The organism is Geodermatophilus sp. SYSU D01119, assembly GCF_054049975.1.
In genome coordinates, this window is record NZ_JBJGYL010000005.1 from 154,456 (window position 1) to 181,193 (window position 26,738).

Here is a 26,738-nt window from a genome sequence, read left to right on the forward strand (position 1 = left end):
GGCGGAGTCGGCAGGGACGGCGTGGCGGGCGCGCGGCGCGGGTAGCGGCAGCGGACGGCCGCCTCCTCAGCAGCGGGGAGGCCCGCGGCCGCTGCGACGGGTGCCCCCGGCACCCGGACGGGAGCACTCGTGACCTCGACGACGACGGACAACCACTTCCTGGCCCAGGCCGTGCACGACCTCGGCACCGCCCTGTGGTTCGGCGGCTCGGTGATGGGCATCGCCGGCGTGAACAAGTCCGGTCAACAGTTGACCACCGGCATCGACAAGGTGCGGGTGGCCAGCTCCGCCTGGGGCCGGTTCGCGCCCGCGCAGTGGGGCGGGATCGCCGCCACGCTCGTCACCGGCCTGCAGCTGACCAACTCGAACAAGGGGCGGCTGGCCCTGCAGGAGGGCTACGGCCGGGTCGGCACGGTCAAGGCGGCGCTCACCGTGGCCGGCGCGGGCGCCACCGCCTTCGCCGCCTACTCCGGCGCGAAGATCGGCAAGCTGGCCGAGCAGCAGGCGGGCGCGGACGGCGGCCTCGACGTCAAGGACGCCACCCTGCCCTCGTCCGGCACCCCGGCGGAGATCCGCACGTGGCAGGCGCGGCAGCGGTTCACCCAGGCCGCCGTCCCGCTGCTGGCCGGCGGTGTGATCGTCTGCAACGCCTGGCTGGTCCAGGCCTACCGGCCGGCGTCCACGGTCAAGGGCCTGCTCGGGAAGCTCCTGCCCTCCTGACGGCACGCGGCCGGGTCCCCGCCCCGGGGGCCCGGCCGGTCAGCCGCCGTCGAGGGGCTCGGCGCGCACGACGATCCGGCAGCCGTCGGGGGCCGGCTGCAGGCCGAGCGTGACGGCGGGGGAGACCTTCTCCGCGAGCCACAGCAGGAGCAGCCGGCGGTCGTCGGGCACCACCGACGGGCGCAGCGACGGGCAGGGAGCGCCGACGGCGACCTCGAAGCGCAGCGCCGCGCCGTCGCGGGCGACCCGCACCGGCACGGCGCCCGGCCGGCCGGTGAGCGCCGCGGCGGTGCCGACCGCCTCGTGCAGCACGAGCACCAGCTCGTCGCGCCGGCCGCCGGCCAGCCCGGCGGCGTCGAGCGCCTCCGCCCACCACGCCCGGTTGTCCGCGGCCGCCTCCGGGTCGAGGGCGCCCTCGGTCAGGGTGTCGCCGCATCGACCTCCCAGGTCCCCGCCGGGCGGCGGCTCCAGGTCCGGGTTGGGCAGGTCGGCGCCGTCGCACCAGAGCAGCGGGTGGGTCGCGCGGGCCATGGCGACGTCGGCGGGCGGCACCGCCGCGGTGTCGAACAGGCAGGTCAGCTCGACCGGCCGCCCGGCGACCGCGACCGTGGTGGCGATCTCGGCGGCCCGCCACCGCTCGACGTCGGGCAGCAGGTCGAAGGGCTGCTGGCAGAGCACCGCGACCCGCGCGGCGGAGGTGGACGCCAGGTGCCGGGTCCAGTCGGACACGAGGTCCTCCGGGGTGGCCTCGACGAGCCGTTCGCGGGACGCGAACACCACCGCGGTGCCCGGCAGCCGCCCGGTCAGCGCCCGCCGGAGGTGGTCGTCGACGTGCGCCACCACCGGGCACCCGGCGTCCAGCGCCCGCCGGGCGAGCGCGACGGCGAGCGCCGCGGCCTCCCCGGCCCCGGCGTGCAGGGCGCACCGGTGCACCGGTGACGCGGGTGCTCCGCTCACGGGGAGGGGGTGTCCGCGTCGGGCTCGGTCAGCACCACCGCGCGGCCGGGGTGCCGCGCGGCGACCAGGCCGACCAGCCGCGAGGTCAGCCGCGAGGCGCCGCGCAGGGTCAGCCCGGGCGGGCCGGCCGCCGCGGCGACCAGCGCGTCGGCCGCCCCGACGTCGAGGAAGCGCAGGTCCGTGACGTCCCAGGTGGCGGGCGCGCCGTCGTGCCGGAGGCTCGACCGCAGCACGGCCCGCAGCGCGTCGGCGTTACCGGAGTCGAGCTCGCCGGCCAGGTGCAGCACGCCGCCGTCGCGGGTCAGCCGGAAGACGCCGTCGTCGTACTCGGCGGTCGCGTCGACCTCGGCGTCGTGCATCGGCTCGAGCAGCTCGCGGTCGCCCGGCCCGAGCAGCCGGCGGAAGTAGGGGCACAGCACGGTCAGCGGCACCGGCGGGTCCAGCCCGGCCACGACGGCCTCGAACGGCGCGACACCCGGCCCGGTGAGCGCGCCGGAGACCCGGATGCCCGCCCAGCCCTCGGCGACCGCCCGCGCCACCTCGCCGGGCAGCCGCTGCGGGTCCGGGGGCACGACCCGCACCGCCGTCGTCGCCGAGGGCGCCCAGTCGTCGGCGACGACTCCGCCGCGGCGCAGCCGGGTCCACAGCCGCTGCTCGCGCGCGCCGAGGCCGGCGAGCAGGACGACCTCGCCGCGGCGCACGCCGTCGGCCACGAAGTCGCCCACCACCTGCGCGTGCGCCTCCTCGCTGTCGAGCACGACCCAGTCGTGCCGGCCTCCGCTCACGGCACCACCGTCCCCGGCGCGACCCCGGTCTCGGTCACGATCCGGGCCACCTCGCGGACCTTGCGGTGGGTGTCCTGCGACGCGCGCACGAGGATCCCGAAGGCGGTGTCGGCGGTGACCCGGTACCGCTCCATGAGCACGCCCTTGGCCTGCCCGATGACGTCGCGGCTCTCCAGGGCGACGGCCAGGTGCGCCGCCCGGCGGACCGAGTCGAGAGCGAGCGCTGCGTGCCCGGCGGCGACGGTGAGCGCGGCCCGGTCGGCGCAGGGGCCGCTGCCGGTGACGTAGACCGACAGGACACCGAGGACCCCGTGGCCGGCCTCCAGCGGCAGGCAGGTGGCTGTGCGCACCTCCAGCCCGGCGGCGGTCAGGGCGAGGGCCGGCCAGCGCAGGTCGCGGGGGAGGTCGGCGCTGCCGGAGGGCGTCCCGCCCAGGGCGGCGGCCAGCGGGCCCTCCCCGCTGGTCACCTGGGCGGCGTCGAGGGCCGTGGCCGGGCGCGCACCGGCCGGGGCGACGGGCCGGCGGCCGGGGCCGAGCAGGGTGACCGACGCCGACGCGGTGGGCGGCAGCAGCGTCACGAGGTCGTCGAGCACAGCGTGGACGGCGGCGTCGAGGTCCTCGGCGGCGTGCCAGCGCCGGGTGGCCGGCAGCAGCCAGGCGGTGAGGTCGGTGCGCGGGCGGGGGACGGTCGGGACGGTCGGGACGGGGACCATGGCGGCACCTCCGGCCGGGGCGGCCCCGGCGTCAGGGGAGGGGCGGCGCCCCCGGTTCGAGGCGCCGGGCTCTCGGTGCCGCCGATCGTGCCACCCTGCCGGGCGACACGCCCACGGGTGACCCGAGGGAGTGAGCCCGCGCACACCCGGCGCTCAAGTCCGGCCGACGACCTGCCGACCGCACGGGTGTGTCCGCCATCCCGAGAACGCAGGCCGAGCGCGAGGACGTGCTGGCCTCCCTGGTCCGGCTGCCCGACGCCGTGCTCGCCGCGATCGCCTCCGACGGCGTCCTCGCCCCGATGCCCGCCTCGGTCGGCGTCCCGCCCGGCCGCGTGATGTCCCCGCCGGCCGACCGCGCCACCATCCTCGACGCGATCGTCCCCTCCGAGGCCCTGCTGGTCATCGCCGCCTGGGAGCGGGCCCGCGCCAACGGCGTGGGCCTGGCCACCGTGCACGGCCGCCGGGAGCCCGAGGTGCCGCTGTCGCTGACCTTCGTCGACGTGCGCGAGAGCCACGGCGTGTTCGTCGGCGCCCTCGACGTGCTCTCCGCCGGGTCCGGCAGCGACGCCGCCGCGCCGCTCGCCGGGCTCGAGGTGTCCCGCCGGCCGCGCACCGCGACGGTGCGCAAGACCGCGCTCGCGGTGATCACCGAGATCGACGAGCGCACCACCCGGATGCTCGGCTGGGCCCCGGCGCAGATGGTCGGCCAGCGCTCCTCGGAGTTCGTCCACCCCGACGACCAGGAGCGCGCGATCGCCAACTGGCTGGAACTGCTCTCCCGCCAGGACGCGCAGCGGGTGCGGCTGCGGCACCGCCGGGCCGACGGCACGTGGGCGTGGCTGGAGCTGGAGAACCAGTACGTCCCGGCGGACGACCCCGCCGACGCCACCGTGGTCACGCAGATGAGCGACGTCTCCGACGAGATGGCCGCCCACGAGGCGCTGCGGCAGCAGGAGCGGCTGCTGCGCCGGCTCACCGAGTCGCTGCCCCAGGGCATCGTGCAGCTGACCGTCGACCGCGAGGTGGTGCACAGCAACTCCCGGCTGCCGGTCGTGCTGGGCCTGCCCGCAGTCCGCGGCTGGGACGACGTCGCCGCCGTCCTGGACGAGGCCGGGCTCGCGCTGCTCGACGCCGCGCTGACCCGCGCGCTGGCCGACGGCGAGGACGGCTCCCTGGAGCTCGCGGTCCGCACCCCCGCCGGCGAGGCACGGGTGTGCGCGGTGAACCTGGTCGCGCTCGGCGACCGCGAGGGCGCACCCGGCGCGCTCGTGTGCGTCTCCGACGTCACCGACAGCGCCCGGATGCGCGAGGAGCTGACCGCCAAGGCCACCTTCGACCCGCTCACCGGCTGCCACAACCGCGCCTCGACGATGGCCGTGCTCGAGGCCTCCCTGGCCGCGGACAGCACCGCGGTGGTGTTCGTCGACCTCGACGAGTTCAAGCCGGTCAACGACACCCTCGGGCACGACGCCGGCGACGAGCTGCTGGTCACCACGGCCACCCGGCTGGCCGGCGTGCTGCGCCGGGACGACATCGTCGGGCGCATCGGCGGCGACGAGTTCCTCGTGGTCAGCCGCGGCGTCGACGGGCCCGAGGCGGCGGCCGCGCTCGGCGCCCGCATCCGCGCCGCGCTCGCCGTCCCCGCCGAGATCACCGCGGGCACCGTGCCGCTGCGGGCCAGCCTCGGCATCGCCTGGGCGGGGCCGGGCACCGACGCCGCGGCACTGACCAAGCGGGCCGACCAGGCGATGTACGTGTCCAAGCAGGGCCGCCGCGGCGAGCCGGTGCTCTGGCGGGAGGAGCCGGTCGCGGCCTGAGGCGGCGGCTAGCGTCGCCCGGGTGACCGTGCGCGACGCGACCCCCGCCGACGCGGCCGCCTGCCGCGACGTCTACGCCCCCTACGTCACCGGCACCGCCGTCTCCTTCGAGACGCACCCGCCGACGGCGGAGGAGATGGCCCGCCGGATCGCCGCCGCCCAGGACCGGCACGCCTGGCTGGTCCTCGACGACGGCGACGCGGTCCGCGGCTACGCCTACGGCGGCCCGTTCATGGCCCGCGACGCCTACCGCTGGTCCTGCACGGTCAGCGTCTACCTGGAGCCCGGGCGGCGGCGCACCGGCGCCGGGCGGGCGCTGTACACCGCGCTGCTGGACCGGCTGGCCGCCCGCGGGTACCGGCGGGTGCTGGCCGGGGTGACGCTGCCCAACGGGGCGAGCCTCGGCCTGCACCGGGCGCTCGGGTTCACCGACGCCGGCCTCTACCGGCGGGTGGGCTGGAAGGACGGTGCCTGGCACGACGTCGCCTGGCTGCAGCGCGACCTCGGCTCCGGGCCGGCCGGTGACCCGCCGTCCGACGAGCCGACCTGAGCGCCCGCCCCTAGCCTCCCTGCCGTCGGACCGGACGGGGAGGGACCGTGCGCACGCTGCTGACCAACTTCAAGAACTTCGCCTTCTCGGGCAGCCTCGTGGACCTGGCCGTGGGCCTGGCGATCGGGGCGGCCTTCGCCACGGTGGTCGAGTCGCTGGTCGGCGACGTGATCCTGCCGCTCGTGGCGGCCGTCTTCGGCCAGCCGGACTTCACGGCCCTGAGCCTCACGGTCAACGGCGCGGAGATCCGCTACGGGTCGTTCCTCACCGCGCTGGTGTCGTTCCTGCTGCTGGCCCTGACGATCATGTTCCTGGTGCAGGCCATCCGGCGGGCGACCGGCCGGGAGACCGCCGGGGCCCAGGGCAACCGGGAGTGCGACCACTGCAAGAGCTTCATCCCGGTCGACGCGTCGGTGTGCATGTTCTGCACCCGCGACGTCGAGCCGGTCGTGCCCTGAGACCCGGACCGCTCAGCCCCGGTCGACGGCGAGGAACGGCGGCAGGTCGGCCGGGACCCCGCCGGTGCGCGCGAAGTGCGCCCACACCCGGCGCACCCCGCGGCCGGCGGCGACGACGTCGTCCCAGGCGAGGCCGGCCAGCAGCGGCGAGCGCTCCCAGGTCCTCCGGTGCGGGAAGAGCAGCGGCAGGTCGACGGCGTGCGCGCCGGTGAGCGCGCCCGCGCCGTAGGACAGCACGTAGGAGACGGCGCGGCCGCCCGCGGCCCGGTGGCGCCGCGCGAAGCGGACGGCGTCGCGGGCGTAGATGCGCCGGCTGAGCCCGCGCACGAGCGCCTCGACGGCCCGGCCGGTGACCGGCAGGCGGGCGAGCCGGGCGGCGGGTGGCAGCAGCGCCACGAACAGGGCCACCTCGCGGCTGTTGGTGCCGACGAGCAGGTCGACCTCCGGGGCCCGCTCCGCCCACGCGGCCGGGAGCGCGTCCTCGGCCGGCAGCGGCGGGGACCCGTACTGGGTGCCGAAGGGCATGGCGCCGGCCAGCCCGTACCGCCACGCCCGGGCCGCCACCCGTGCCTGCGCCCCGACGACGTCGGCCACCGGTGCGGCGGCGTCCACGGTCCGGGCCACGGCGGCCATGGCCGCGCTCATCCGGGCCCGGCCGCGGGAGAGGCCGAGCGGCGCGCTGGAGACCACGGCCCGCCGGAACAGCCCGCGGGCGCCGTCGGCGGCCATGAGGTGCGCGATCGCGTCGCCGCCCGCGGACTCGCCGAACAGCGTCACCGCGTCCGGGTCGCCGCCGAACGCCGCGACGTTCTCCCGCACCCAGCGCAGCGCGGCGACCAGGTCGAGCAGGCCGAGGTTCGCCGGCCGCCCGGTGTCGCCGTCCCCGGGGAACCCGAGGAAGCCGAGCAGCCCGAGCCGGTAGGTGACCGCCACGACGACGACCCGCTGCTCGCGGACGAGGACGGCCGGGTCGTAGGCGGGCGCGTCGCCGGCGCCGCTGACGTAGGAGCCGCCGTGCACCCACACCATCACCGGCAGCCGGTCGGCGGGGGAGGCGTCCTCGGGCACGGTCACCGACAGGCGCAGGCAGTCCTCGTCGGCGACCAGCTCGCCCATCGGGTCGGTGACCATCAGCTCGAGCTCCGGCGCCGGCGGCTGCGGGCAGGCCGGTGACCAGGCCGTCGCCTCGACGACGCCCGCGGCCGGCGGCTCGGGCACCGGCGGGCGGAACCGCTCCGCGCGGGCGTAGCGGATGCCGGTGGCCCGCACGACGCCGTCATCCCACCGGCCGATCACGGTGCCCGCGGGCGCGTCGAACCGGGGCGCGGGGCGGGTGGTCGTCACCGGCGGACGGTATCGGCGGCGGGACCGGCGCCCGGGCCGGGGGCTACCGTGCGCGCGTGACGAGACACGGTCAGGGGACGCTGCCCACCGGGCAGTACTGGCAGGGCTGGACGGTGCCCGACCCGGTCGGCGTCGTGGTGCTGGTGCACGGCGCGCACGAGCACGGGGGCCGCTACGCGCACGTCGCCGAGCGCCTCGGCGCCGCCGGCTACGCCTCCTACGCTCCCGACCACCCCGGCCACGGCCGCTCACCCGGCCGGCGCGGCGACATCCGGGGCCTGGACGCCGCCGTCGAGGGGGTGGGGCAGACCGTGCGGGCCGCCGCCGACCGGCACCCCGGCGTCCCGGTGTTCGTCTACGGCCACAGCCTCGGCGGCCTGGTGGCGCTGCAGTACCTGACCGGGCAGCCGCACGAGCGGGTCACCGGCGGCGTCGTCTCGGCGCCGGCCCTCGACACGAGCACGGCCACCGCGGTGCAGCGGGCGGTCGCCCCGCTGCTGTCCCGGCTGGCCCCGGGCCTGGGCGTGCTGACCCTCGACGCCGAGACCGTCAGCCGCGACCCCGAGGTCGTGGCCGCCTACCGGGCCGACCCGCTCAACCACACCGGGAAGATGGTCGCCCGCACGGGCTCGGCGATCATGCTCGGCGCGGCGGGGATGCCGGAGCGGCTGCGCGGGCTGCGGCTGCCGCTGCTGGTCGTCCACGGCGGCGACGACCGGCTGATGCCGCCGTCGGCCAGCGAGGTGGTGCGCGAGCACGCCGGCTCGCCCGACCTCACCGTGCGCGTCTACGACGGGCTGTACCACGAGCCGCACAACGAGCCGGAGAAGGACGAGGTCCTCGCCGACGTCGTCGCCTGGCTCGACGCCCACCGCGAGCCCGCGCCGTGACGGCCACCCGGGGCGGCACGTCCGCCCGGCGGACGGGACACCGCGGTGCCTGACGGCCCGGGTGACGTCCTGCGGCTGCTCCGGGCGTTCCTCGCCGACCCCCGGGGCGTCGGCGCGGTCCTGCCGACGTCGCGGACGGCGGTGCGGGCGATGCTCGACCTCGCCGACCTGCCCGCCGCGGACCTGGTGGTCGAGCTCGGCGCCGGGACGGGCGTGGCCACCCGGGAGATCCTCGCCCGGCTCGGTCCCGGTGCGCGTCTGGTCGCCGTCGAGATCGACCCCGCCCTCGCCCGCCGGCTGACCGAACGGTTCTCCGACCCGCGGCTCCGTGTCGTCCACGGCTCCGCGGAGTCCCTCGGCGCGCACCTGGACGGCGAGCCTGCCGACGTCGTCGTGTCCATGCTCCCGTTCACCTCGCTCGAGGCCGGCCTGCGTCGCCGGCTCCTCGACGAGCTCCCGCGGGCCCTGCGGCCGGGCGGGGCGGCGCTGGTCATCCAGTACTCACCCCTGGTCCTGGGCGAGCTGCGCCACCGCTTCGGTGCCGTGCGCACCCGGATCAGCCCGTGGAACGTGCCGCCCGCGTTCCTCTTCGCCTGCACCCGCCCGGGCGGGTGAGCGGCCGGACCGCCGTCGTCACCGGCGCCTCCAGCGGCATCGGGGCGGCGGCGGCCCGGCTGCTGGCCGCCGACGGGTGGCGGGTGGTCGTCGTCGGCCGCGACCCCGCGCGCACGCGGGCGGTCGCCGCGGAGGTCGGCGGGGAGCCGGAGGTGGCCGACTTCGCCCGCCTCGACGACGTCCGCGCGCTCGCCTCGAGGCTGCGCGACCGGCACCCGCGCATCGACGTGCTGGCCAACAACGCCGGCGGGGTGTTCGGCCGCCCGCGCACCACCGCCGACGGCTCCGAGACGACGCTGCAGGTCAACCACCTCGCGCCGTTCCTGCTCACCGCGCTCCTGCGGGAGTCGCTGGTGGCCGGGCGGGCCACCGTCGTCGCCACCTCCAGCGCCGCGGCCCGGATGTACGGCGTCCTCGACCTCGCCGACCTCGACAACGCCCGCCGCTACTCCGCGGACAAGGCGTACGGCGACAGCAAGCTGGCCCAGATCCTCACCACCCGGGAGCTGCAGCGGCGACTCGGCCCGGCCGGCGTCTCCGCCGTCGCCTTCCACCCCGGGGTGCTCGCCACCCGGCTCACCCGCGGCTCGACCAGCCGGATGCGGGTGGCCTACCGGACGCCGCTGCGCTGGCTGGTCATGGGCCGGCCCTCGGCCGGGGGTGCGGAGCTCGCCCGGATCGCCACCGGCACGCCCGGCGCCGACTGGGAGCCGGGGGAGTACCACGAGCGCGGCGTCGCGGTGCGGGACAGCCCGCAGGCCTTCGACGACGACCTCGCCGTCGCGCTGTGGGAGGCCAGCGCCGACCGGGTGGGCCTGGCGGGGCCGGAGCGGTTCTGACCCTCAGGCGGGCCGGGAGGGCAGCAGGTGCTCCTGGTGGTCGAGCTCGCGCTCCAGGGTGCGCAGCCCCTCGTCGGGCAGCCGGCCGGCGTCGCGCCAGCGCAGCAGCTCCTCCCGCTCGGCGTCGATGACCGCCCGGCGCACCCGCAGCGCCGCCTCGTACTGCGGTGACATCGGGATCTCGCCCTCGGCGTCGGTGAGCACCTCGAGCCGCCGCTCGTAGCGGTCGCGCCGGGTGCGCAGCGCGGCGCGGATGGTCTCGATCGCGGCGTCGTCGACGTGGTCGTGCTGCTCGGCCTGCATCTCGTCGAGCCGGGTCAGCCCCGCGTCGACCGCGGCCACCCGCGCCTGGTTGCGCAGCCGGGCGGCGTCGGCGGCGTCGGCCCGCAGCCCCAGCCGGCGAACGAGCGGGGCGAAGGTGGCGCCCTGCCCCACGAGGGTGACCAGCACGGCCAGGAAGGCGCAGAACAGCAGCAGGTCGCGGTCGGGGAACGGGGCGCCGGCGTCGGTGGTGACCGGGATGGTGAAGACGGCGGCCAGGCTGATGACGCCGCGGGTGCCCGCCCAGCTCAGCACGGTGATCTCCCGGCCGGACAGCCGGGGAGCGACCGGCGAGCGGCCGCCGGGCGGGCTGGTCTCGGCCACGACCGGCGAGCCGCCCAGGCGCATGTGCAGCGCCTGCGGGGCGTGCTCGGTGAGCCACAGCCACAGCGGCCGGACCAGCAGCACCGCCCCGACGGTGATGAGCGAGGCGACGACGACGGTGGACGGCGCGTACTGGCCGAGCCCGCGGATGACGGCGGGCAGCTGCTGGCCGATGAGCAGGAAGACGACGCCCTCGAGCAGGAAGTCCACGAGCTTCCACACCGCGTCGGTCTGCAGCCGGGTGGCGCCGGACTGCCAGTAGGGCGCGTTGTGCGCGATGACCAGCCCGGCGACGACGACGGCGAGCACGCCGGACACGTGCACCGTCTCGGCGAGCAGGTAGGCGACGAACGGGGTGGCCAGCGAGACCGCGTTGGACGACAGCGGGTCGCGGCGCAACCGCCGCAGCGGCCGCACCCCGTAGGCGACGACGAGGCCCGCGGCCACCCCGCCCGCGGCCGACAGGGCGAACTGGCCCAGCGCCGACCAGGTGGAGAACCCGTCGCCCACGGCGGCCGCGACCGCGACGCTCAGCAGGGTCAGCGCGGTGGCGTCGTTGAGCAGGCCCTCGCCCTGGATGAGGGTCACCAGCCGCGGCGGCAGCCCCACCCGCCGGCCGACGGCGAGCGCGGCCACCGGGTCGGGCGGCGCGACGGCGGCGCCGAGCGCGATCCCGGCCGCCAGCGTGGCGCCGGGCACCCACAGCGCGAAGCCGACCCCGATCACCAGCGCGGTGACCACCACGAGCAGCACCGAGAGCCCCACGACCGTGCGCATGTTCGCCCGGATCGCGATGAGCGAGGAGTCCAGCGCGGCGCTGTAGAGCAGCGGCGGCAGCAGGACGGTGAGCACGATCTCGGGGTCGAGCTCGAGGTTGGGCCCGGGCAGCAGCGCGTAGACCAGCCCGGTGACGGTCAGCAGCGCGGCGGCGGGCAGGCCGGTCCGCCCGGCCAGCCACCGGGCCGCGACGATGACCGCCACCGCGGCGAGGACGAGCAGCAGGACGGTCTCGGCGTGCACCGAGTCATCCTCGCGGACCGGGCCGTACCGGTGCCGTCCGACGCCCCGGCGTCCCTCCGCCCCGTCGTCGCCACCCGCGCGCGAGCAAGGCGACGACGGGGTGGCCTTCGTAGCGCTACCGGCCCGCCCGGGCCTCCGTGGCGCTGCGGGCCCGTCAGGCGGCGACGGACTCCATCGCCTCGGCGGCCAGGGTGACCGAGCGCAGCCGGCCCTCGCTCGTGGGCGCCTGGTGGGCGGTGATCAGCTCGTCGGCGTCGGCCAGCCGCGCGAAGGCGGTCAGCTGCTCGCGCACCTCGTCGGGCGTGCCGGCCGCGGTGTGGGTGAGCATCGAGTCCACGTGCCGGCCGGCGCCGGAGGACAGCAGCAGGTCGGCGGCGTCGTCGTCGAGGTCCCGTCCCTGGCCGAACAGGCCGACGGCGAGGCGGCGGCGGGTGGCGGCGAGCATCTCGCGCGCCTCCTCGGTGCTGTCGGCGGCGAGCACGTTGACCCCGGCGATGACGTACGGGGCGTCGAGCTGCTCCGAGGGCCGGAAGTCGCGCCGGTACGCGGCGACGGCGGGCTCGAGCATCTGCGGCGCGAAGTGCGAGGCGAAGGCGTAGGGCAGGCCGAGCGCGGCGGCGAGGCCCGCGCCGAACATCGACGAGCCGAGCACGTACAGCGGGACGTCGGTGCCGCGGCCGGGGACCGCCTGCACGCCGGGCACCCGGGAGTCGCCGGTCAGGTAGCCCTGCAGCTCGAGCACGTCCTGCGGGAACCGGTCGGCGGAGGCCGGGTCGCGGCGCAGCGCGTACATCGTGTTCTGGTCCGAGCCGGGCGCGCGGCCCAGGCCCAGGTCGATCCGGCCCGGGTGCACCGAGGCCAGCGTGCCGAACTGCTCGGCGATGGTGAGCGGCGAGTGGTTGGGCAGCATGACGCCGCCGGCGCCGAGGCGAATGGTGCTGGTGTGGGCGGCGACGTGCGCGATGAGCACGCTGGTGGCCGACGAGGCGATGGTCGGCATGTTGTGGTGCTCGGCGTACCAGACCCGGCGGTAGCCGGCCTGCTCCGCGCGCTGTGCCAGGGCCACGCTCGCGGCGATGCTGTCCCCGACGGACTCCCCGCGGGCGACGGGGGCGAGGTCGAGCACGGACAGCGGGATGCGCACGGGGTTCCTCCAGGACTGACGACGTCTTCTCCGGGTGGCCAACGCGGCGGGGACCCCGCTGCTTCCGTCCCTTGGCGGGACGCAAGTCACCGGCAACCGGCCGGGGGGACCGTGTCCGGCGTGAGCGCGATGGCACCCCTGCCGTTCCCCGTCACGCCGCGCCGGCCCGGCGACCCCGAGGCCGACGTGGCGCGCCTGGCGCTGGCGCACCGGGCGCTGTGCGACGGCGTCCGGCTCCTCGCGGGCGCCGCCGTCCTCGCGGAGCAGGAGCCGCTCCCGCCGCCGCGCCGCCGCGCGCTCGCCGCCGTCGGCCGGGTGGTGCTGGGCGAGGTGCGGGCGCACACCGAGCGCGAGGACGCCGTCCTCTGGCCGGTCCTCGCCGCCTGCGCCGGCGCGCACGCCGCCGACCTCGAGCCGCTCGTGGACGACCACGCGGTGCTGCGGGAGCTGCTCGACCGGGCGGAGGCGGCGCTCGCGGCGTCGGCCGGGGGCGGGTCCGGGCCGCCGGCCGCCGTCCTCGGGGGGCTGGCCGGCGCGCTCGAGGAGCACGTCGCCGAGGAGGAGCGGGAGGTGTTCCCGCTGCTGCGCCGCTGCGTGTCGGCGCGCGACCTGGCCCGCTACGAGGCGGTCTGCGTGCGCGGCCCGGGCCTGCGGCACGCGGCCGCCGTCCTGCCGTGGCTGGCCGGCGCCTGCCGGGACGACGCCGAGCGGGCCGGCCTGCGCGCCGTCACCCCGCTGCCGCTGCGGCTGCTGGGCCGGCTGACCGGCCCCGGCTGGCGCCGCCGCACCGCCCTCCTGGGCGCCCCCGAGGGCCATTAGCGCTACGAACGCCCCACACTCGCGAGACGGCGCCTCCCGCGCGGGGACGGCGGTCCCGGTCCGGGCGCGCCTACTCCAGGGCGGCGCGGGCGGCGGCGATCCAGCCCGGGTGGCCGGTGCGCCCGGCCACCGCGACGGCGACCGCGCGGTGCCGCTCGGCGGTCTCCCGGTCACCGCGGGCGGCGGCCAGGCGGGCGAGCAGCGTGGCGGTGGGGCCGAGCGCCAGCAGCGCCGTCTCCACGCCGCACACGGTGTCCCGGTGGGGCGCGAGCTCGGCCTCGGCCTCGGCCATGCGCTCCGCGTCGCCCAGGGCCAGGCCGACCTCCCCGCGCACGAAGGCGAAGAAGGGCGTGAACAGGTCGCGGGTCGTGCGCTCCCGGCGCGGGCAGGAGGCCCGTGCCTCGTCCACCCGGCCGGCCAGGACCAGGGTCAGGGCCCAGGTCTCGCCCGCGATCTCGGGGGAGACCGGCACGAGGGCGGCGAACTCCTCGGGGCTGACCGGCCGCGCCTCCGGGGACCCCAGCTGCAGGCACAGCTGGGTGTTGAGCCGCAGCGCGCGGGCGACCGCGGGGTAGTAGCCGGCCGCGAGGAGGGCCTGCTCGGCCGCGTCGTACACCGCCTCCGCCTCGGCGACCCGGCCGGCGACGGCGGCGCGCATGCCGGCGTAGCAGCGCGCGATGCCGTGCAGCAGGAGCAGCCCGTGGCCGGCGGCCAGCCGCTCGGCCTCCGCGGCGTGCCCGTCGGCCGCGTCGAGGTCGAGGACCGCGCAGGTGTCCTGCAGCAGCATGAGCCGGGCGACGGCGGCGAACACGCCCCAGCCCTCGCCCTGCGCCAGCTCCAGCAGCTCGGTGCCCAGCGCGAGCGCCTCGGTGCGGTCGACGTCGCGCATGGCGTGGAAGTGCCGCGCGGCCAGCGCGTGCGCCAGCGCGTGCGGGTCACCGCTGAGCCGGGCCTCGGCCACCGCGTCCGCCGACGCCGTCACCGCCCGCTCGTCGTGCCGCTCCTCCAGCTCGGTGGCCAGCAGGGCGAGGAGCCGCGACCGCTGCGCGTCCCCGCGCGGCAGCCCCGCGACGGCGCGCTCGGTCCGCGCGACGAAGCGGTCGTCGACGGGGTCGACCCAGGCGTTCCAGAAGGTCGGCACGTCCGAGGACAGCAGCACGCCGGCGGTGAGCGCCGGCGGGGCGTCCTCGGGCAGCACCTCCAGGGCGCGGGCGCGCAGGGCGCGCGCCTCACCCACGGCGCCGGCCAGCGCGGACGCGTGGGCCTGGGCGCCCAGCAGCCAGGCCAGCTCGGCCGGGTCGTCGGGATGTGCGGTGCGCAGGGCCTCGGCCGCCCGGCCCCACATGACCGCCGCGTCGGCGTAGGCGAACCGCCGCTGGGCGAGCTCGGCCGCCGCGCGCGCCCAGCGGGCCGCCGAGGCCGCGGCCCCCGGCCCCGCCGCGGCGGCGTGGTGGGCCAGGGCGGTGACGTCGTCGGGGCGGAGCCGTTCCAGGACGGCGGTCACGCGGCCGTGCAGCCGGGTGCGGCGCAGCGAGGACAGGTCCTCGTACAGGGTGTCGCGCACCAGGGCGTGCACGAACCGCAGCCGGCCGGGCCCGGGCTCGACCAGCAGCCCGCTGACCAGGGCCGCCTCCAGCGCCTCCACCAGCGCGTCGTCGTCGGTCCCGCCGGGGAGGCTCCCCGGTCCCTCGGCCGGCGCCGCGGCCGCCAGCAGCACCTCGGCGTCGACGTCCCGGCCGACGACGGCGGCCAGCCGCAGCAGCGTGCCGGTGCGGGCGGGCAGCGCGGCCAGCCGGTGGCGGACGACGTCGCGCACGGTGCCCGGCACGGCGTCGACGTCGGCGCCGGAGTCGACCAGCCGGAGCAGCTCGCGCACGTAGAAGGGGTTGCCGTCCGCTCGGGCGGCGATGGCAGCGCGGGTGCGGCCGTCGACGGGGGTGAGCGCCCAGTCGCCGACCAGCTCGTCGACGGCGGCGGCGTCCAGCCCGCGCAGCGCCAGGCGGGTGGGCGAGCGGCGGGCCAGCGCGGCCAGGACGTCGGCCAGCCCGGCGCTCTCCTCCGGCCGGTAGCCCGCCACGACCAGCACCGGGGACCCGGCGAGCGCCGGCAGCAGGTCCAGCAGCAGGGCGGTGGTCTCGCGGTCGGCGCGGTGCAGGTCGTCGACGGTGACGACCAGCGGCGCGCGCGACGCCACCCGGGCCAGCCAGGCCGCGACGGCGCGGTGCAGCCGGAAGCGGCTGCCCAGCGGGTCGCCCGCACCGGACGGGGCGTCGTCGGTGAGGAGCGTGGCCAGGGCCGCGGGGTCGGCCGGCGGCGAGGCGGCGGCCAGCGCGCGCAGCGCCGCCGTCCACGGCCAGCCGGGCGGGGCGCCGTCGGTCTCCGGGCAGGAGACGGCCAGGGTCGTCCAGCCGTGGCCGGCGAGTTCCGCGCGCAGGTGGTCCAGCACGGTCGTCTTGCCGCTGCCCGCCTCGCCGGCCAGGAGCACCACCTCGACCCGGCCCGCGGCGGCCCGCCGGGCGGCGGCCTGCAGCGCGCGGAGCTCGGCCTCCCGGCCGACCGGCCGGGGCACGTGGGGGGCGGGGGAGGCGGCGGCCGCCGGGGACGGACCGGGGGCCGGGGCGGGGAACGGCGCCGGGGTGCCGACGGCCGGCGCGGGGGCGCGCACCGGCAGCAGCGACGGCGCCTGCGCCAGCACCGCCTCCTCCAGGGCCCGCAGCTCGGGGCCGGGGTCGACGCCGAGCTCCTCGGACAGGCGGGCGCGCACCTCGCGCAGCGCGGCCAGCGCCTCGCCCTGCCGGCCGGCGCGGTAGAGGCCGAGCGCGAGCAGCCGCCAGCCCTCCTCGCGCAGCGGGTGCTCGGCGACGTGCGCGCGCAGCAGCGGCAGGGGGTCGCGGCCGGACGGGTCCTCGAGGGCCACGGCGGCGCGGCGCTCGACGGCGGTCAGCCGCAGCTCGTCGAGCCGGGTGGCCTCGGGCGCGGCCCACGGCTCGTCGGCGTACTCGGCGTAGGCGGGCCCGCGCCACAGGTCGATGGCGGCGCTGTAGGAGCGGCGGGCCGCGGCCGGGTCGGTGGCGGCCAGCCGGTCGCCCTCGTCGATGAGCCGGCCGGCCAGCCGCGCGTCGACGGCCTCCGCGGCCGGGCGCAGCGCGTACCCGGGCGGGACGGTGACCAGCAGCTTCGCCGGCGTCCGCGGGGCACGGCCGGGCTCGAGCACCCGGCGCAGGTGGCTGACGTGCGCCTGGAGCGTGCCGAGCGCGTCGGCGGGGGAGGCACCCCGCCACAGGTCACCGACGAGCACCTCGGCGGGCACCACGTGGCCGCCGGCGACGAGCAGGCGGGCGATCACGGAGCGCTGCCGGCGGCCGCCCAGGTCGAGCAGCGTGCCGTCGCGGACGGCGGACACCTCGCCCAGCACGCGGAACGTGACAGTTCCGGCACCCGCGTCGTCCATGGCGGCGAGAGCATAGGACGGCGGGGTGCCGCCGGTCAGCCCGCTGCGACGAGGTCCACACCGGCGGGTCACGGGCCGGTCACGTGGTGCGCCGTGCGGCTCACGCGTCGCCGCCGGACAGGTCGGGTCCGGGGCCGCGCGGCGCGGCAGCGGCCCCGGACCCGGGCTCAGGCGCTCTTCGGGCGGCGGGGGCGGGCCGGTGCCTTCGGTGCCGTGGCGACCGGCGCGTCGTCGCCGGCGACCCCGAGGCGCCGCTCGAAGCCGGGTGGCACGACGACGTCGTCGCGGGACAGGTCGGCGGCGGACTCGCGGGCGAGGCCCGTGAGGGCCGAGCCGAGGCCGTCGCGGAGCAGGTCGAGCACGTTCTCGACGCCGGCCTGCCCGTTGGCCGCGAGGCCCCAGAGATAGGCGCGGCCGATCATCACGGCCTTGGCGCCGAGTGCGAGGGACTTGGCGACGTCGGAGCCGCGGCGGATGCCACCGTCGAGGAGCACCTCGACCTGGTCGCCGACGGCCTCGGCGATGGCCGGGAGAGCGCGGATGGAGGCCGGGGTGCCGTCGAGGTTGTTGCCGCCGTGGTTGGACACCGAGATCGCGGTGACGCCGGCGTCGACGGCGCGCTTCGCGTCGTCGACCCGCATGACGCCCTTGAGCATGAACGGCCGGTCGGCACCCCACAGCTCGCGCAGCCAGGCGACGTCCTCCCACGTGGGCATGGGCGACTGCATCCACGCGCCGTAGGCGCCGAAGAAGGTCGGCGGGGTCTCCGACGGGTCACCCACCATGTTGGGCACCGTCAGGTCGGGCAGCTTCATGGTGCGGGCGAACTGCAGCAGCCAGCGCGGCCGGAGCGCCACCTGCGGGGCGTAGCGGCGCACGGCCTCGAGGTCGATCTTCTCGGGGATGAAGGGCGAGCCCCAGTCGCGGCCGTAGGCGAAGGACCAGTCGAGGGTGGCGATGAGTCCGGCGGCACCGGCGCGGCGGGCCCGCTCGACCTTGGCGGCCATGGTGTCGCGGTCGCCGACCCAGTAGAGCTGGAAGAAGGTCTTCGGGTTGGCGGCGATGACCTCCTCCATCGGCTTGCTGGCCATCGACGACAGGCCCATCGCCACGCCGCGGGCGGCGGCGGCGCGGGCGACGGCGACCTCGCCGTCGGGGTGCACGGCCTGCACGCCGGTGGGGCTGATGAGCACCGGCATGGAGACCTCCTGGCCCATGACGGTGGTGGCCATCTGCCGGGCGTTGGCGAGGCCCGCGGTGTGCGGCGCGAAGCCGAGCTCGTCGAAGGCCCGCAGGTTGTCGTCGACGGTCAGGCCCTTCTCCGAGCCCGCGACCAGGGCGCCGTAGACGCCCTTGGGCAGCCTGCGCTCCGCCCGGCGCTGGGCCTCGGCCACGGTCTCGAACCACGCGTTCGCCACTGTCGTCTCCGTCCGCTCGGCCCCTGACCCTCCGCCGGTGGCACTGAGTGCCACCCTAGCGCCGGAGATGTCGCGCAGGCCACACCCGCAGACGACGCGACCCCCCGGCCGGAGGGGCCGAGGGGTCGTGGGGGGCGCGGCCGGCCGGAACCGGCAGTGCTCAGTGGCGGGGGCTCAGCGGCGCGCGGCCAGCGCGGCGATCTCGTGCGCCGACTCCAGCGTCGGGGCGGCGGCGAGGGCGCGGGCGATCTCGCGCTCGTCACGGCGACGGGCGCGGGTGGCGCGGGCGGAGTCCAGGGCGGAGCGCAGGCGGGTCATGGCGGGTCCTCCTCGTGCGACGGTCGACGGCGACGGTCGCTCCCGGCCGTTGCCGGCGGGCCCCGCGGTGTCGTCCCGGTCACAGGGAACCGGCTTCGACCTGCTGGGTCTGCAAATCCAACTGTCCTCCTCGACAGCCCTCCGCGCCAGTCCCCGGGACGTGATCCGCGCGTCACCCGGCCCGGTGGGACGGCGGTCACACCCCGGCGCTAGCGTCGGCCGCGCCGCACCGTCCGCGACCCGGGAGGCCGTCCTGCCCAGCACCGTCGTCCCCGGCGGCGTCAGCACGCCGCAGCTGTCCGCGCACCTCGCCGTCCCGCCGGTGGGGGAGGGGCCCTGGCCGGGCGTGGTGGTCGTGCACGAGGTCTTCGGGCTCACCGACGACGTCCGCCAGCACGCCGACCGGCTCGCCGCCGCGGGCTACCTCGCGGTCGCCCCCGACCTGTTCAGCGCCGGCGGGAAGCGCCGCTGCCTGCGCTCCACCTTCCGCGCGCTCAACCGGGGCGAGGGGCCCGCGTTCGGCGACCTCGAGGCCGCCCGCCGGTTCCTCGCCGACCGCGACGACTGCACCGGCCGGATCGGCGTCCTCGGGTTCTGCATGGGCGGCGGGTTCGCGCTCATGGGCGCCACCCGCGGCTTCGACGTCGCCGCGCCGAACTACGGCTTCCTGCCGAAGGACGCGGAGCGGGTGCTGGCCGGCGCCTGTCCGGTCGTGGCCAGCTACGGCCGGCGCGACGTCGCGCTCCGGGGCGCCGCCGCGCGACTCGAGCGCATCCTCACCGACCTGTCGGTCGAGCACGACGTGGAGGAGTACCCGGCCGCCGGGCACTCGTTCCTCAACCACCACAACGCCGGGCCGTTCACCGCGCTCGAGAAGGTGGCGGGCCTGGACTACCACCACCCCTCGGCCGAGGACGCCTGGGGACGCATCCTGCGCTTCTTCGACCGGCACCTGCGGAGCGCGGCGTGACCGGGCCCCTCGCCGGCCTGCGCGTCGTCGAGCTCGGCGGCATCGGCCCCGGCCCGCACGCGGCGATGGTGCTCGCCGACCTCGGCGCCGACGTCGTCCGGGTGGAACGGCCCTCCGGCGGGCTGCGGATGTCCGAGGGCGGCCGCGACGTCGTGATGCGCGGGCGGCGCCCGGTCGCCGCCGACGTCAAGACCGACGAGGGCCGCGAGCTCGTGCTCTCCCTCGCCGAGCACGCCGACGTGCTGGTCGACGTCTTCCGCCCCGGCGTCGCCGAGCGGCTCGGCCTCGGTCCCGGCGCCTGCCACGAGCGCAACCCCGGGCTGGTGTACGCACGGATGACGGGCTGGGGCCAGGACGGGCCGTGGGCGCAGCGGGCCGGGCACGACGTCAACTACCTCTCGCTCACCGGCACGCTCGCCGCGCTGGGCCACCCCGGCGAGACGCCGCGGGCGCCGCTGAACCTGGTGGCCGACTACGCCGGCGGGTCGATGCTGCTGCTCGTCGGCATCCTGTCGGCGCTGCACGAGCGGACCGTCTCCGGCCGCGGGCAGGTGGTCGACGCCGCGATGGTCGACGGCGTCGCGCTGGTCAGCCAGCTCATGTGGTCGATGCGCGGCACGGGCGTGTGGTCCGACCGGCCGGGCACCAACCTGCTCGACGGCGGCGCGCCCTTCTACGACGTCTACCCCTGCGCCGACGGCCGCTTCGTCGCCGTCGGGGCGCTGGAGCCGCAGTTCTACGCCCAGCTGCTGGAGGGCCTGGGCCTCGCCGACGCCGGCCTCCCGCCGCAGATGGACCCCCGCGGCTGGCCACGGCTGCGCGAGGAGTTCACCCGCGCCTTCGCCGCCCGGCCGCGCGAGCACTGGGAGCGGGTGTTCGAGGGCACCGACGCCTGCGTCACCCCGGTGCTCGAGCCGCGGGAGGCGCCGGCGCACCCGCACCTGGCCGCCCGCGGCACGTTCACCGAGGTCGGCGGGGTGGTGCAGGCCGCGCCCGCGCCCCGGTTCTCGCGCACGCCGCCCGGACCCGCCGCGCCGGTGGCCGACGGGCCCGCCGACGCCGCCGCCGTCGTGGCGGAGTGGTCGCGGCCCCGCTGAGCGGGCCGCACGAGCCCGCGGTCCGCCGCGGAGGAGGGGGCACGCCCGTGTCCGAACCGGTCCTGGTCGAGCGCCGCGGCGCCGTGCAGGTCATCACGATCAACCGGCCCGAGGCGAAGAACGCCCTCGACGCCGCCGTGGCGCGGGGCGTGGCCGCCGCCGTCGACGAGCTCGACGCCTCCGACGAGCTGCGGGCCGGCGTGCTCACCGGCGCGGGCGGCACCTTCTCCGCCGGCATGGACCTCAAGGCGTTCCTCCGCGGCGAGCGGCCCGCCATCGAGGGCCGCGGACTGTGCGGTATCACCCAGACCCCGCCGCGCAAGCCGCTGCTGGCCGCCGTCGAGGGCTGGGCGCTGGCCGGCGGGTTCGAGCTGGTGCTGGCCTGCGACCTCGTCGTCGCCGGGCGGGGCGCGCGCTTCGGCGTGCCCGAGGTGAGCCGCTCGCTGGTGGCCGCCGCCGGCGCCGCGCTGTTCCTGCCCCGCCGGATCCCGCAGGCCGTGGCCATGGAGATGCTGCTGACCGGGCAGCCGGTCGACGCCGAGCGGGCCGCCGCCGTGGGGCTGGTCAACCGGGTCGTCGACGACGGCGGCGCGCTGGAGGCCGCCGTCGAGCTGGCCGGCGTCATCGCCGCCAACGGCCCGCTCGCGGTCGCGGCGACCAAGCAGATCGCCCGCTCGACCGCCGACTGGACCGCCGAGGAGGGCTGGGCCCGGCAGCAGGAGCTCATCGAGCCGGTGTTCGCCTCCGAGGACGCCCGCGAGGGCGCGACCGCCTTCGCCGAGCGCCGCGCCCCGGTCTGGCGCGGTCGCTAGCCCGCCGGCGGCGGGCCCGTCGTCGCCCGGACGACGAGTTCGGTGGGCAGCGTGAGCCGGGGCGGCGCCGGGCGGCCGGCGATCGCGGCGAGCAGCGCGGCGGCCGCCGCCCGGCCCTTCTCGCGGACCGGCTGGCGCACGGTGGTCAGGCCGAGGGCGGCGGCCGGTGCGGCGTCGTCGAAGCCGGCCACCGACAGGTCCTCCGGCACCCGCAGCCCCCGGCGCGCGGCGACGGCGAGCGCGCCCTCGGCCAGCCGGTCGCTCAGGCACAGCAGCGCCGTCGGCGCGGGGGAGAGGTCCAGCACCGCCTCCGCGCCGGCGGCCCCGACGTCGGGCGTGCTGTCCTCGCCGTGCCACACCGGCACCGCCGACCAGTCCAGCCCGGCCCGCTCGACGGCGTCGCGGTAGCCGGCAAGCCGGTCACGGGTGACGGCGTAGGTGGCCGCCTCCTGCACCCCGGCGCCGGCCAGGCCGCGCTCGATCGGCTCGGCGTGCATGCCGAAGGAGACGACGGCGAGCCGCCGGTGGCCGAGGGCGAGCAGGTGCTCCGCGACGGCGGCCGCGGCGGCCCGGTCGTCGACGCCCACCCACGGCGTCCCGGGCGCCCCCAGCTCGGCCAGCCGGGCGGGTCGCGGCTGGTCGACGACGGCCAGCGGCAGCCCGCGCGCGGCGGCCGCGGCGAGCAGCGGGTCGTCGTCGCCGAGGGAGCAGACCACGAGCCCGTCGACGACGGCGCCGTGCACGGCGGCCAGCCGGCGACGCGCGTCGGTGGACCCCGGGACCAGCAGCAGTCCCGCCCCGGCCGGCTCGGCCACCGCGGACGCGCCGGCCAGCAGGGCGACCGCCACCGGGTCGTCGAAGGCGTAGGACAGGCCGTTGTCGTAGGCGACGCCGATCGCGCCGACCCGTCCGCGGCGCAGCCCGGCCGCCAGCGGGTTCGGGCCGGGATAGCCGAGCCGCTGCGCGGCGGCCAGCACCCGCTCGCGCAGCTGCGGCGAGAGCTGGTCGGGCCGGGAGAAGGCGTTGGACACCGTCTTCGCCGACACCCCGAGCTCCGCGGCGACGTCGCGCAGCGTCCTCGGGCGGTCGGCGGGCACGACCCCATCCTGCGTGCTTCATCGATGAAGAAGACGGGTAGGGGCCGCGGCATGACCCCGGGAGCCGGCCCTCCGCGGGCCGCGCGCGGCGCGGTGGCGGTGCTGTGCGCGGTCCAGTTCACCGACGTCCTCGGCACCACGCTGGTGGTCGCCGCGCTGCCGGCGGTGCTCGCCGACCTGGGCGCCCCGCCGTCGGCGGCCGCGCCGGTGGTGACCGTCTACTCCGTCCTCTTCGGCGCGCTGCTCGTCCTCGGCGCCCGCCTCGGCGACCGGTACGGCGCCGTGCGCGTGCTGCGGGCCGGGCTGGTGCTGTTCGGGCTGGCCTCGCTGGCGGCGGCGACCGCCCCGTCGGCCGGGGTGCTGGTCGCCGCCCGCGGCGTCCTCGGCGCCGCGGCCGCGCTGTCGGTGCCGCCGGCGCTGCGGCTGCTCACCGCCGCCGCCCCGGACGGGGAGCCGCGCCGCCGGGCCCTGGCCGCCTGGAGCGCGGCGGGTGCCGCCGCCGGCGCGGCCGGGCTCGTCCTCGGCGGCGTGCTCACCGACCTCGCCGGCTGGCGGACCCTGTTCTGGCTGTCGGTCCCGCTCGCGGGAGTCCTCCTCGTGGCGGTGCGCGCGACCGCGCCCGCGGCGCCGCGGCAGGCGGCCGGCCCGCTCGACGTCGCCGGCGCGGCGGTGCTCGCGGCGTCGGTGGCCGCCGTCGTCGGCGGGGCGGCGCTGCTGGAGGACGGCGCGCACCGGCCGGCCGGCGGGCTGCTCGTGGCCGCCGGTCTCGCCCTGGCCGCGGCGCTGCCCGCGGTCGAGCGGCGGGCCGCGGACCCGCTGCTGCCCCCGGCGGCGCTCCGGCACCCCGGCCTGCGGGCCGGCGCGCTCGCCTCGGCGGCCAACACGGCGGCCACGTCGTCGGCGGTCACCCTCGCCACGCTGCACCTGCAGGACCGCGCCGGCTTCGGGCCGACGGCGGCCGGCCTGGCGCTGGTGCCGTTCAGCCTGTGCGTGGTCGCGGGGGCGGCCCTGGCGGCCCGGGTGCTCCGGCGCACCCCGGCCCGCACCGCCGCCGCGGCCGGCCTCGCCGTCATCGCCGTCGGCGACGCCGGGCTGCTGGCCACGGCGCTGTCGCCCTGGGCGGTCCCGGTCGCCGCCGGGGTCGCGGGGCTGGGCATCGGCCTGTCGTCGGTGGCCGCCACGTCGCTGGGCACCGCCGTCCCGTCGGAGCTGCAGGGCACCGCGGCCGGGGTGGTCAACACCGCCGCCCAGCTCGGCACCGCGCTCGGCGTCGCCGTCGTGCTGCTCGTGGCCGGCGCGGCCGGTGCGCCGCTGGGCTGGCTCACCGCCGCGGCGGTCGCCCTGGCCGCGGGCGCGGCGCTGCTCCGGTCCCGCGGCCGGGTGGCCGCGGGGCGGGGTTAGTGTGCCGGGCACCACACCAGTCGAGGGGAGCAACGATGCGTGACGCGGTGATCGTGGAGGCGGTGCGCGCGCCGGTGGGCAAGCGCAACGGCGGGCTGTCCGGGGTGCACCCGGTCGACCTGTCGGCGCACGTGCTGACGTCGCTGGTGGAGCGGGCGGGCCTCGACCCGGCGCACGTCGACGACGTCATCTGGGGTTGCGTCTCGCAGGTGGGCGAGCAGACCTTCGACATCGCCCGCACCGCGGCGCTCGCGGCCGGGTGGCCCGAGACGGTGACCGGCGTGACCGTCGACCGGCAGTGCGGCTCCTCGCAGCAGTCGGTGCACTTCGCCGCCGCGGGCCTGGTCTCGGGCCAGTACGACGTCGTGGTGGCCGGCGGTGTCGAGTCGATGTCGCGGGTGCCGATGGGCAGCGCCCGGCAGGACGCCAACCCGTTCGGCAGCCGGTTCGCCGAGCGCTACGGCGGCGCGAAGATCAACCAGGGGCTGGGCGCGGAGGAGATCGCCCGCCGCTGGGGCCTGTCGCGGCAGCAGTGCGACGAGTTCTCCGTCGCCAGCCACGAAAAGGCCGCCGCCGCCCGCGCCGAGGGCCGCTTCGACGCGCAGATCGCCCCCGTCACCACGCCCGACGGCACGGTGGTGAGCCAGGACGAGGGCATCCGCGAGTCCACGGTGGAGAAGCTCGGCTCGCTCAAGCTCGCGTTCACCGAGGACGGCGTCATCACCGCCGGGAACTCCTCGCAGATCTCCGACGGGTCCGCGGCGCTGCTCATGACGACGTCGGAGAAGGCCGCCGAGCTCGGCCTGCGCCCCATCGCGCGGGTGCACACCGCGGTGCTGGCCGGCGCCGACCCGGTGATCATGCTGACCGCGCCGATCCCGGCCACGCAGAAGGCGCTGGCGAAGTCGGGGCTGTCGATCGACGAGATCGGCGCCTTCGAGGTGAACGAGGCGTTCGCGCCGGTGCCGCTGGCCTGGCTCGCGGAGATGGGCGCGGACGCCAAGGCGCTCAACCCCAACGGCGGGGCGATCGCCCTGGGGCACCCGCTCGGCGGCTCGGGCGCGCGGATCATGACCACGCTCGTGCACCACATGCGCGACAACGGCATCCGCTACGGCCTGCAGACCATGTGCGAGGGCGGCGGCCAGGCCAACGCCACCATCCTCGAGCTCCTCTGACCCGGCGCGGCACCGCGAGCGCCGCTACCGACGCCCGCCGCCGGGGTTCCTCGCGCACTGCCGGTCCTGCAGCACCGGCAGTGCGCGAGGAACGCGGGCAGTGCGCGGCTCCCCGACACCCCGGGCCCGGGGTCGCCTGCAGCGGCGGCCCCGGGCCCGGTTACGTTCGGCGGCCGTGAGCGCCGACGCCGGGGACCCCACGCTGCTCGACGTCCTGACGCTCGAGGAGGTCGACCGCGACCTCTACCGCAGCACCCTGCTGTTCGCCGACCCGTTCCCGCTCTACGGCGGCCAGGTCGCCGCGCAGGCGCTGCTCGCCGCCGGCCGCACCGTGGCCCCCGACCGGCTGCCGCACTCGCTGCACGGCTACTTCCTGCGCAGCGGCGACGCCGCCCGGCCGGCGGTCTTCCACGTCGACCGCGACCGCGACGGCGGCTCGTTCTCCGCCCGCCGGGTCGTGGCGGTGCAGGGCGGCGAGGTCGTGCTGTCGATGTCGGCGTCGTTCCAGGCGCCCACCGCCGGCCCCGACCTGCAGGTGGCCGCCGCGCCCGCGGCCGAGGACCCGGCCGACGCCGAGCCGGTGCAGCTGCCGCGGCTGTTCTCCTTCGAGGGCCGCCGCCCCTCGCAGCCCTACCCGGACGCGTCCTGGCCGACCCGGTTCTGGGCCCGCGCCACGGTGCCGCTGCCCGACGACCCGCTGCTGCACGCCTGCGCGCTGCTCTACCTCTCCGACATCGGCACCGGCCTGTCGGCGCTGCCGGAGGGCGAGGCGGCGCCCGGGCCCACCCTCGACCACGCCGTCTGGTTCCACCGGCCCGCCCGGCTCGACGAGTGGGTGCTCGTGGACCTGGTCCCGCACACCGTGGCCGGCGGGCGGGGCTGGTACACCGGTGCGGTGACCACCGCCGACGGGGTGCTGGCGGCGAGCCTGACGCAGGAGACCCTGTTCCGGCCGGGCCGCAACCCGTTCCGTCCCGGTCGCTGACCGGTCCGGCGGAGGACCTGCGAGGATGGTCAGCCAGCGAGGGGGAAGGAACTGACGTGGCGAAGCACCGGGCACCCGATGGCGGCCCCACCGACTTCGACGCGGCCACGGCCGCGCTGGCCGACGTCTCGGGTGACTACGTCATCGACGTCGCGCACACCCGCATCGGCATCCGTGCCCGGCACGCGATGGTGACGACGGTCCGCGGGGCGTTCACCGACTTCTCCGGCGAGGCACACCTCGACGTCGCCAAGCCGGGCGCGAGCTCGGTGGGCATCCGGATCCGGACGGCGAGCATCGACACCGGCCAGGCCGACCGCGACGCGCACCTGCGCTCGCCGGACTTCCTCGACGTCGAGCGGTGGCCGGAGATCGTGTTCGCCTCCACCGAGGTCGAGCAGCTCGACGACGAGGTCTACGAGGTCACCGGCGACCTGACGATCCGCGACGTCACCCGTCCGGTCACGGTGGAGTTCACCCTCACCGGCTCGGCGAAGGACCCCTTCGGCAACACCCGCGTCGGCTTCGAGGGCGCGCTGGCGATCAAGCGCAGCGACTGGGGCCTGACCTGGAACACCCCGCTCGACACCGGCGGCGTGCTGGTCAGCGACCGGATCCAGATCGAGTTCGACGTCTCGGTGATCCGCTCCGCCTGAGCCTCAGCGGCGCGGGCGCGGCTCCGCGGGGGGCACCGC

The 26,738-nt window shown here is 77.9% G+C and carries 25 protein-coding genes; 15 read left to right on the forward strand and 10 right to left on the reverse strand.

Annotated elements, in window-relative coordinates:
- The first annotated feature begins 129 nt into the window (after positions 1–129).
- A complete protein-coding gene (locus tag ACI79X_RS05610) occupies positions 130–720 on the forward strand; it encodes a hypothetical protein (RefSeq protein ID WP_457024436.1) in 591 nt (196 codons plus the stop codon).
- 39 nt (positions 721–759) lie between these two features.
- Here the strand turns inward: ACI79X_RS05610 and ACI79X_RS05615 are convergent, their stop codons facing one another.
- The 3 genes from ACI79X_RS05615 to ACI79X_RS05625 are packed head-to-tail and all read right to left on the reverse strand — an operon-like array spanning position 760 to position 3,175.
- Positions 760–1,677 (reverse strand): hypothetical protein, encoded by a 918-nt coding sequence (locus ACI79X_RS05615; RefSeq protein ID WP_457024437.1) that lies wholly within the window; start codon positions 1,675–1,677, stop codon positions 760–762.
- On the reverse strand, positions 1,674–2,462 hold the full coding sequence (locus ACI79X_RS05620; protein ID WP_457024438.1) for an MEDS domain-containing protein: 789 nt from the start codon (positions 2,460–2,462) through the stop codon (positions 1,674–1,676). The genes ACI79X_RS05615 and ACI79X_RS05620 overlap by 4 nt, the downstream gene beginning before the upstream one ends.
- Entirely contained in the window at positions 2,459–3,175 is a 717-nt protein-coding gene (locus ACI79X_RS05625) for an ANTAR domain-containing protein (RefSeq protein ID WP_457024439.1), read from the reverse strand. The genes ACI79X_RS05620 and ACI79X_RS05625 overlap by 4 nt, the downstream gene beginning before the upstream one ends.
- 188 nt (positions 3,176–3,363) lie before the next feature.
- On the opposite strand from ACI79X_RS05625, the gene ACI79X_RS05630 reads away from it, so the two are divergent.
- Genes ACI79X_RS05630 through mscL form a run of 3 tightly spaced genes read left to right on the forward strand, consistent with a single transcriptional unit; the run spans position 3,364 to position 6,000 of the window.
- Positions 3,364–4,992, forward strand: a complete 1,629-nt coding sequence (locus ACI79X_RS05630; protein ID WP_457024440.1) for a diguanylate cyclase domain-containing protein — start codon at positions 3,364–3,366, stop codon at positions 4,990–4,992.
- A 22-nt stretch (positions 4,993–5,014) separates the two neighbouring features.
- Positions 5,015–5,542: an N-acetyltransferase family protein gene (locus ACI79X_RS05635; RefSeq protein WP_457024441.1), complete on the forward strand. Its 528-nt coding sequence runs from the start codon at positions 5,015–5,017 to the stop codon at positions 5,540–5,542.
- A 47-nt stretch (positions 5,543–5,589) separates the two neighbouring features.
- The gene (mscL, locus tag ACI79X_RS05640; protein ID WP_454554813.1) at positions 5,590–6,000 is read left to right on the forward strand and encodes a large conductance mechanosensitive channel protein MscL; all 411 of its coding nucleotides are present in this window, start codon (positions 5,590–5,592) and stop codon (positions 5,998–6,000) included.
- A gap of 12 nt (positions 6,001–6,012) precedes the next feature.
- On the opposite strand, the gene ACI79X_RS05645 is transcribed toward mscL, so the two are convergent.
- Positions 6,013–7,344: a carboxylesterase family protein gene (locus ACI79X_RS05645; RefSeq protein WP_457024442.1), complete on the reverse strand. Its 1,332-nt coding sequence runs from the start codon at positions 7,342–7,344 to the stop codon at positions 6,013–6,015.
- A 56-nt stretch (positions 7,345–7,400) separates the two neighbouring features.
- Between ACI79X_RS05645 and ACI79X_RS05650 the strand changes: the two genes are divergently transcribed.
- From ACI79X_RS05650 to ACI79X_RS05660, 3 genes are read left to right on the forward strand one after another with little or no spacing between them, the layout of a single operon-like run.
- The gene (locus tag ACI79X_RS05650; RefSeq protein WP_457024443.1) at positions 7,401–8,234 is read left to right on the forward strand and encodes an alpha/beta hydrolase; all 834 of its coding nucleotides are present in this window, start codon (positions 7,401–7,403) and stop codon (positions 8,232–8,234) included.
- Between the two features lie 45 nt (positions 8,235–8,279).
- Entirely contained in the window at positions 8,280–8,849 is a 570-nt protein-coding gene (locus tag ACI79X_RS05655) for a class I SAM-dependent methyltransferase (RefSeq protein WP_457024444.1), read from the forward strand.
- Positions 8,846–9,688, forward strand: a complete 843-nt coding sequence (locus ACI79X_RS05660) for an SDR family NAD(P)-dependent oxidoreductase (protein WP_457024445.1) — start codon at positions 8,846–8,848, stop codon at positions 9,686–9,688. Before ACI79X_RS05655 ends, ACI79X_RS05660 begins: the two co-directional genes overlap by 4 nt.
- Before the next feature lie 3 nt (positions 9,689–9,691).
- On the opposite strand, the gene ACI79X_RS05665 is transcribed toward ACI79X_RS05660, so the two are convergent.
- Together ACI79X_RS05665 and ACI79X_RS05670 are read right to left on the reverse strand one after the other, a co-directional pair.
- Positions 9,692–11,353, reverse strand: coding sequence for a Na+/H+ antiporter (locus ACI79X_RS05665; protein ID WP_457024446.1), 1,662 nt, complete (start codon positions 11,351–11,353; stop codon positions 9,692–9,694).
- A 154-nt stretch (positions 11,354–11,507) separates the two neighbouring features.
- Positions 11,508–12,497, reverse strand: a complete 990-nt coding sequence (locus tag ACI79X_RS05670; protein ID WP_457024447.1) for an LLM class flavin-dependent oxidoreductase — start codon at positions 12,495–12,497, stop codon at positions 11,508–11,510.
- A 129-nt stretch (positions 12,498–12,626) separates the two neighbouring features.
- Between ACI79X_RS05670 and ACI79X_RS05675 the strand changes: the two genes are divergently transcribed.
- Positions 12,627–13,316, forward strand: coding sequence for a hemerythrin domain-containing protein (locus tag ACI79X_RS05675; protein ID WP_457024490.1), 690 nt, complete (start codon positions 12,627–12,629; stop codon positions 13,314–13,316).
- Between the two features lie 70 nt (positions 13,317–13,386).
- Here ACI79X_RS05675 and ACI79X_RS05680 read toward each other — a convergent pair whose 3' ends face one another.
- The 3 genes from ACI79X_RS05680 to ACI79X_RS05690 form a co-directional block, all read right to left on the reverse strand.
- Positions 13,387–16,767, reverse strand: a complete 3,381-nt coding sequence (locus tag ACI79X_RS05680) for a BTAD domain-containing putative transcriptional regulator (protein ID WP_457024448.1) — start codon at positions 16,765–16,767, stop codon at positions 13,387–13,389.
- 167 nt (positions 16,768–16,934) lie between these two features.
- Positions 16,935–18,185: a pre-mycofactocin synthase MftD gene (gene mftD / locus ACI79X_RS05685; RefSeq protein WP_457024449.1), complete on the reverse strand. Its 1,251-nt coding sequence runs from the start codon at positions 18,183–18,185 to the stop codon at positions 16,935–16,937.
- 174 nt (positions 18,186–18,359) lie between these two features.
- The gene (locus tag ACI79X_RS05690) at positions 18,360–18,503 is read right to left on the reverse strand and encodes a hypothetical protein (RefSeq protein ID WP_457024450.1); all 144 of its coding nucleotides are present in this window, start codon (positions 18,501–18,503) and stop codon (positions 18,360–18,362) included.
- A 184-nt stretch (positions 18,504–18,687) separates the two neighbouring features.
- Between ACI79X_RS05690 and ACI79X_RS05695 the strand changes: the two genes are divergently transcribed.
- The 3 genes from ACI79X_RS05695 to ACI79X_RS05705 are packed head-to-tail and all read left to right on the forward strand — an operon-like array spanning position 18,688 to position 21,382.
- Entirely contained in the window at positions 18,688–19,473 is a 786-nt protein-coding gene (locus ACI79X_RS05695) for a dienelactone hydrolase family protein (RefSeq protein WP_457024451.1), read from the forward strand.
- Entirely contained in the window at positions 19,470–20,570 is a 1,101-nt protein-coding gene (locus ACI79X_RS05700; RefSeq protein ID WP_457024452.1) for a CaiB/BaiF CoA transferase family protein, read from the forward strand. Before ACI79X_RS05695 ends, ACI79X_RS05700 begins: the two co-directional genes overlap by 4 nt.
- A 47-nt stretch (positions 20,571–20,617) precedes the next feature.
- Positions 20,618–21,382: a crotonase/enoyl-CoA hydratase family protein gene (locus ACI79X_RS05705; RefSeq protein ID WP_457024453.1), complete on the forward strand. Its 765-nt coding sequence runs from the start codon at positions 20,618–20,620 to the stop codon at positions 21,380–21,382.
- On the opposite strand, the gene ACI79X_RS05710 is transcribed toward ACI79X_RS05705, so the two are convergent.
- A complete protein-coding gene (locus ACI79X_RS05710) occupies positions 21,379–22,479 on the reverse strand; it encodes a LacI family DNA-binding transcriptional regulator (protein WP_457024454.1) in 1,101 nt (366 codons plus the stop codon). The two genes, ACI79X_RS05705 and ACI79X_RS05710, sit on opposite strands and share 4 nt — an antisense overlap.
- A 51-nt stretch (positions 22,480–22,530) precedes the next feature.
- On the opposite strand from ACI79X_RS05710, the gene ACI79X_RS05715 reads away from it, so the two are divergent.
- The 4 genes from ACI79X_RS05715 (at position 22,531) to ACI79X_RS05730 (ending at position 26,699) form a co-directional block, all read left to right on the forward strand.
- Positions 22,531–23,880, forward strand: coding sequence for an MFS transporter (locus ACI79X_RS05715; protein WP_457024455.1), 1,350 nt, complete (start codon positions 22,531–22,533; stop codon positions 23,878–23,880).
- Positions 23,881–23,915: 35 nt separating this feature from the next.
- Positions 23,916–25,058, forward strand: a complete 1,143-nt coding sequence (locus ACI79X_RS05720) for a thiolase family protein (protein ID WP_457024456.1) — start codon at positions 23,916–23,918, stop codon at positions 25,056–25,058.
- Between the two features lie 175 nt (positions 25,059–25,233).
- Positions 25,234–26,043: an acyl-CoA thioesterase gene (locus tag ACI79X_RS05725; RefSeq protein WP_457024457.1), complete on the forward strand. Its 810-nt coding sequence runs from the start codon at positions 25,234–25,236 to the stop codon at positions 26,041–26,043.
- 56 nt (positions 26,044–26,099) lie between these two features.
- Positions 26,100–26,699 carry a YceI family protein gene (locus ACI79X_RS05730; RefSeq protein WP_457024458.1) on the forward strand — a complete coding sequence of 200 codons (600 nt, stop codon included), beginning with the start codon at positions 26,100–26,102 and terminating at the stop codon, positions 26,697–26,699.
- Positions 26,700–26,738: the final 39 nt, after the last annotated feature.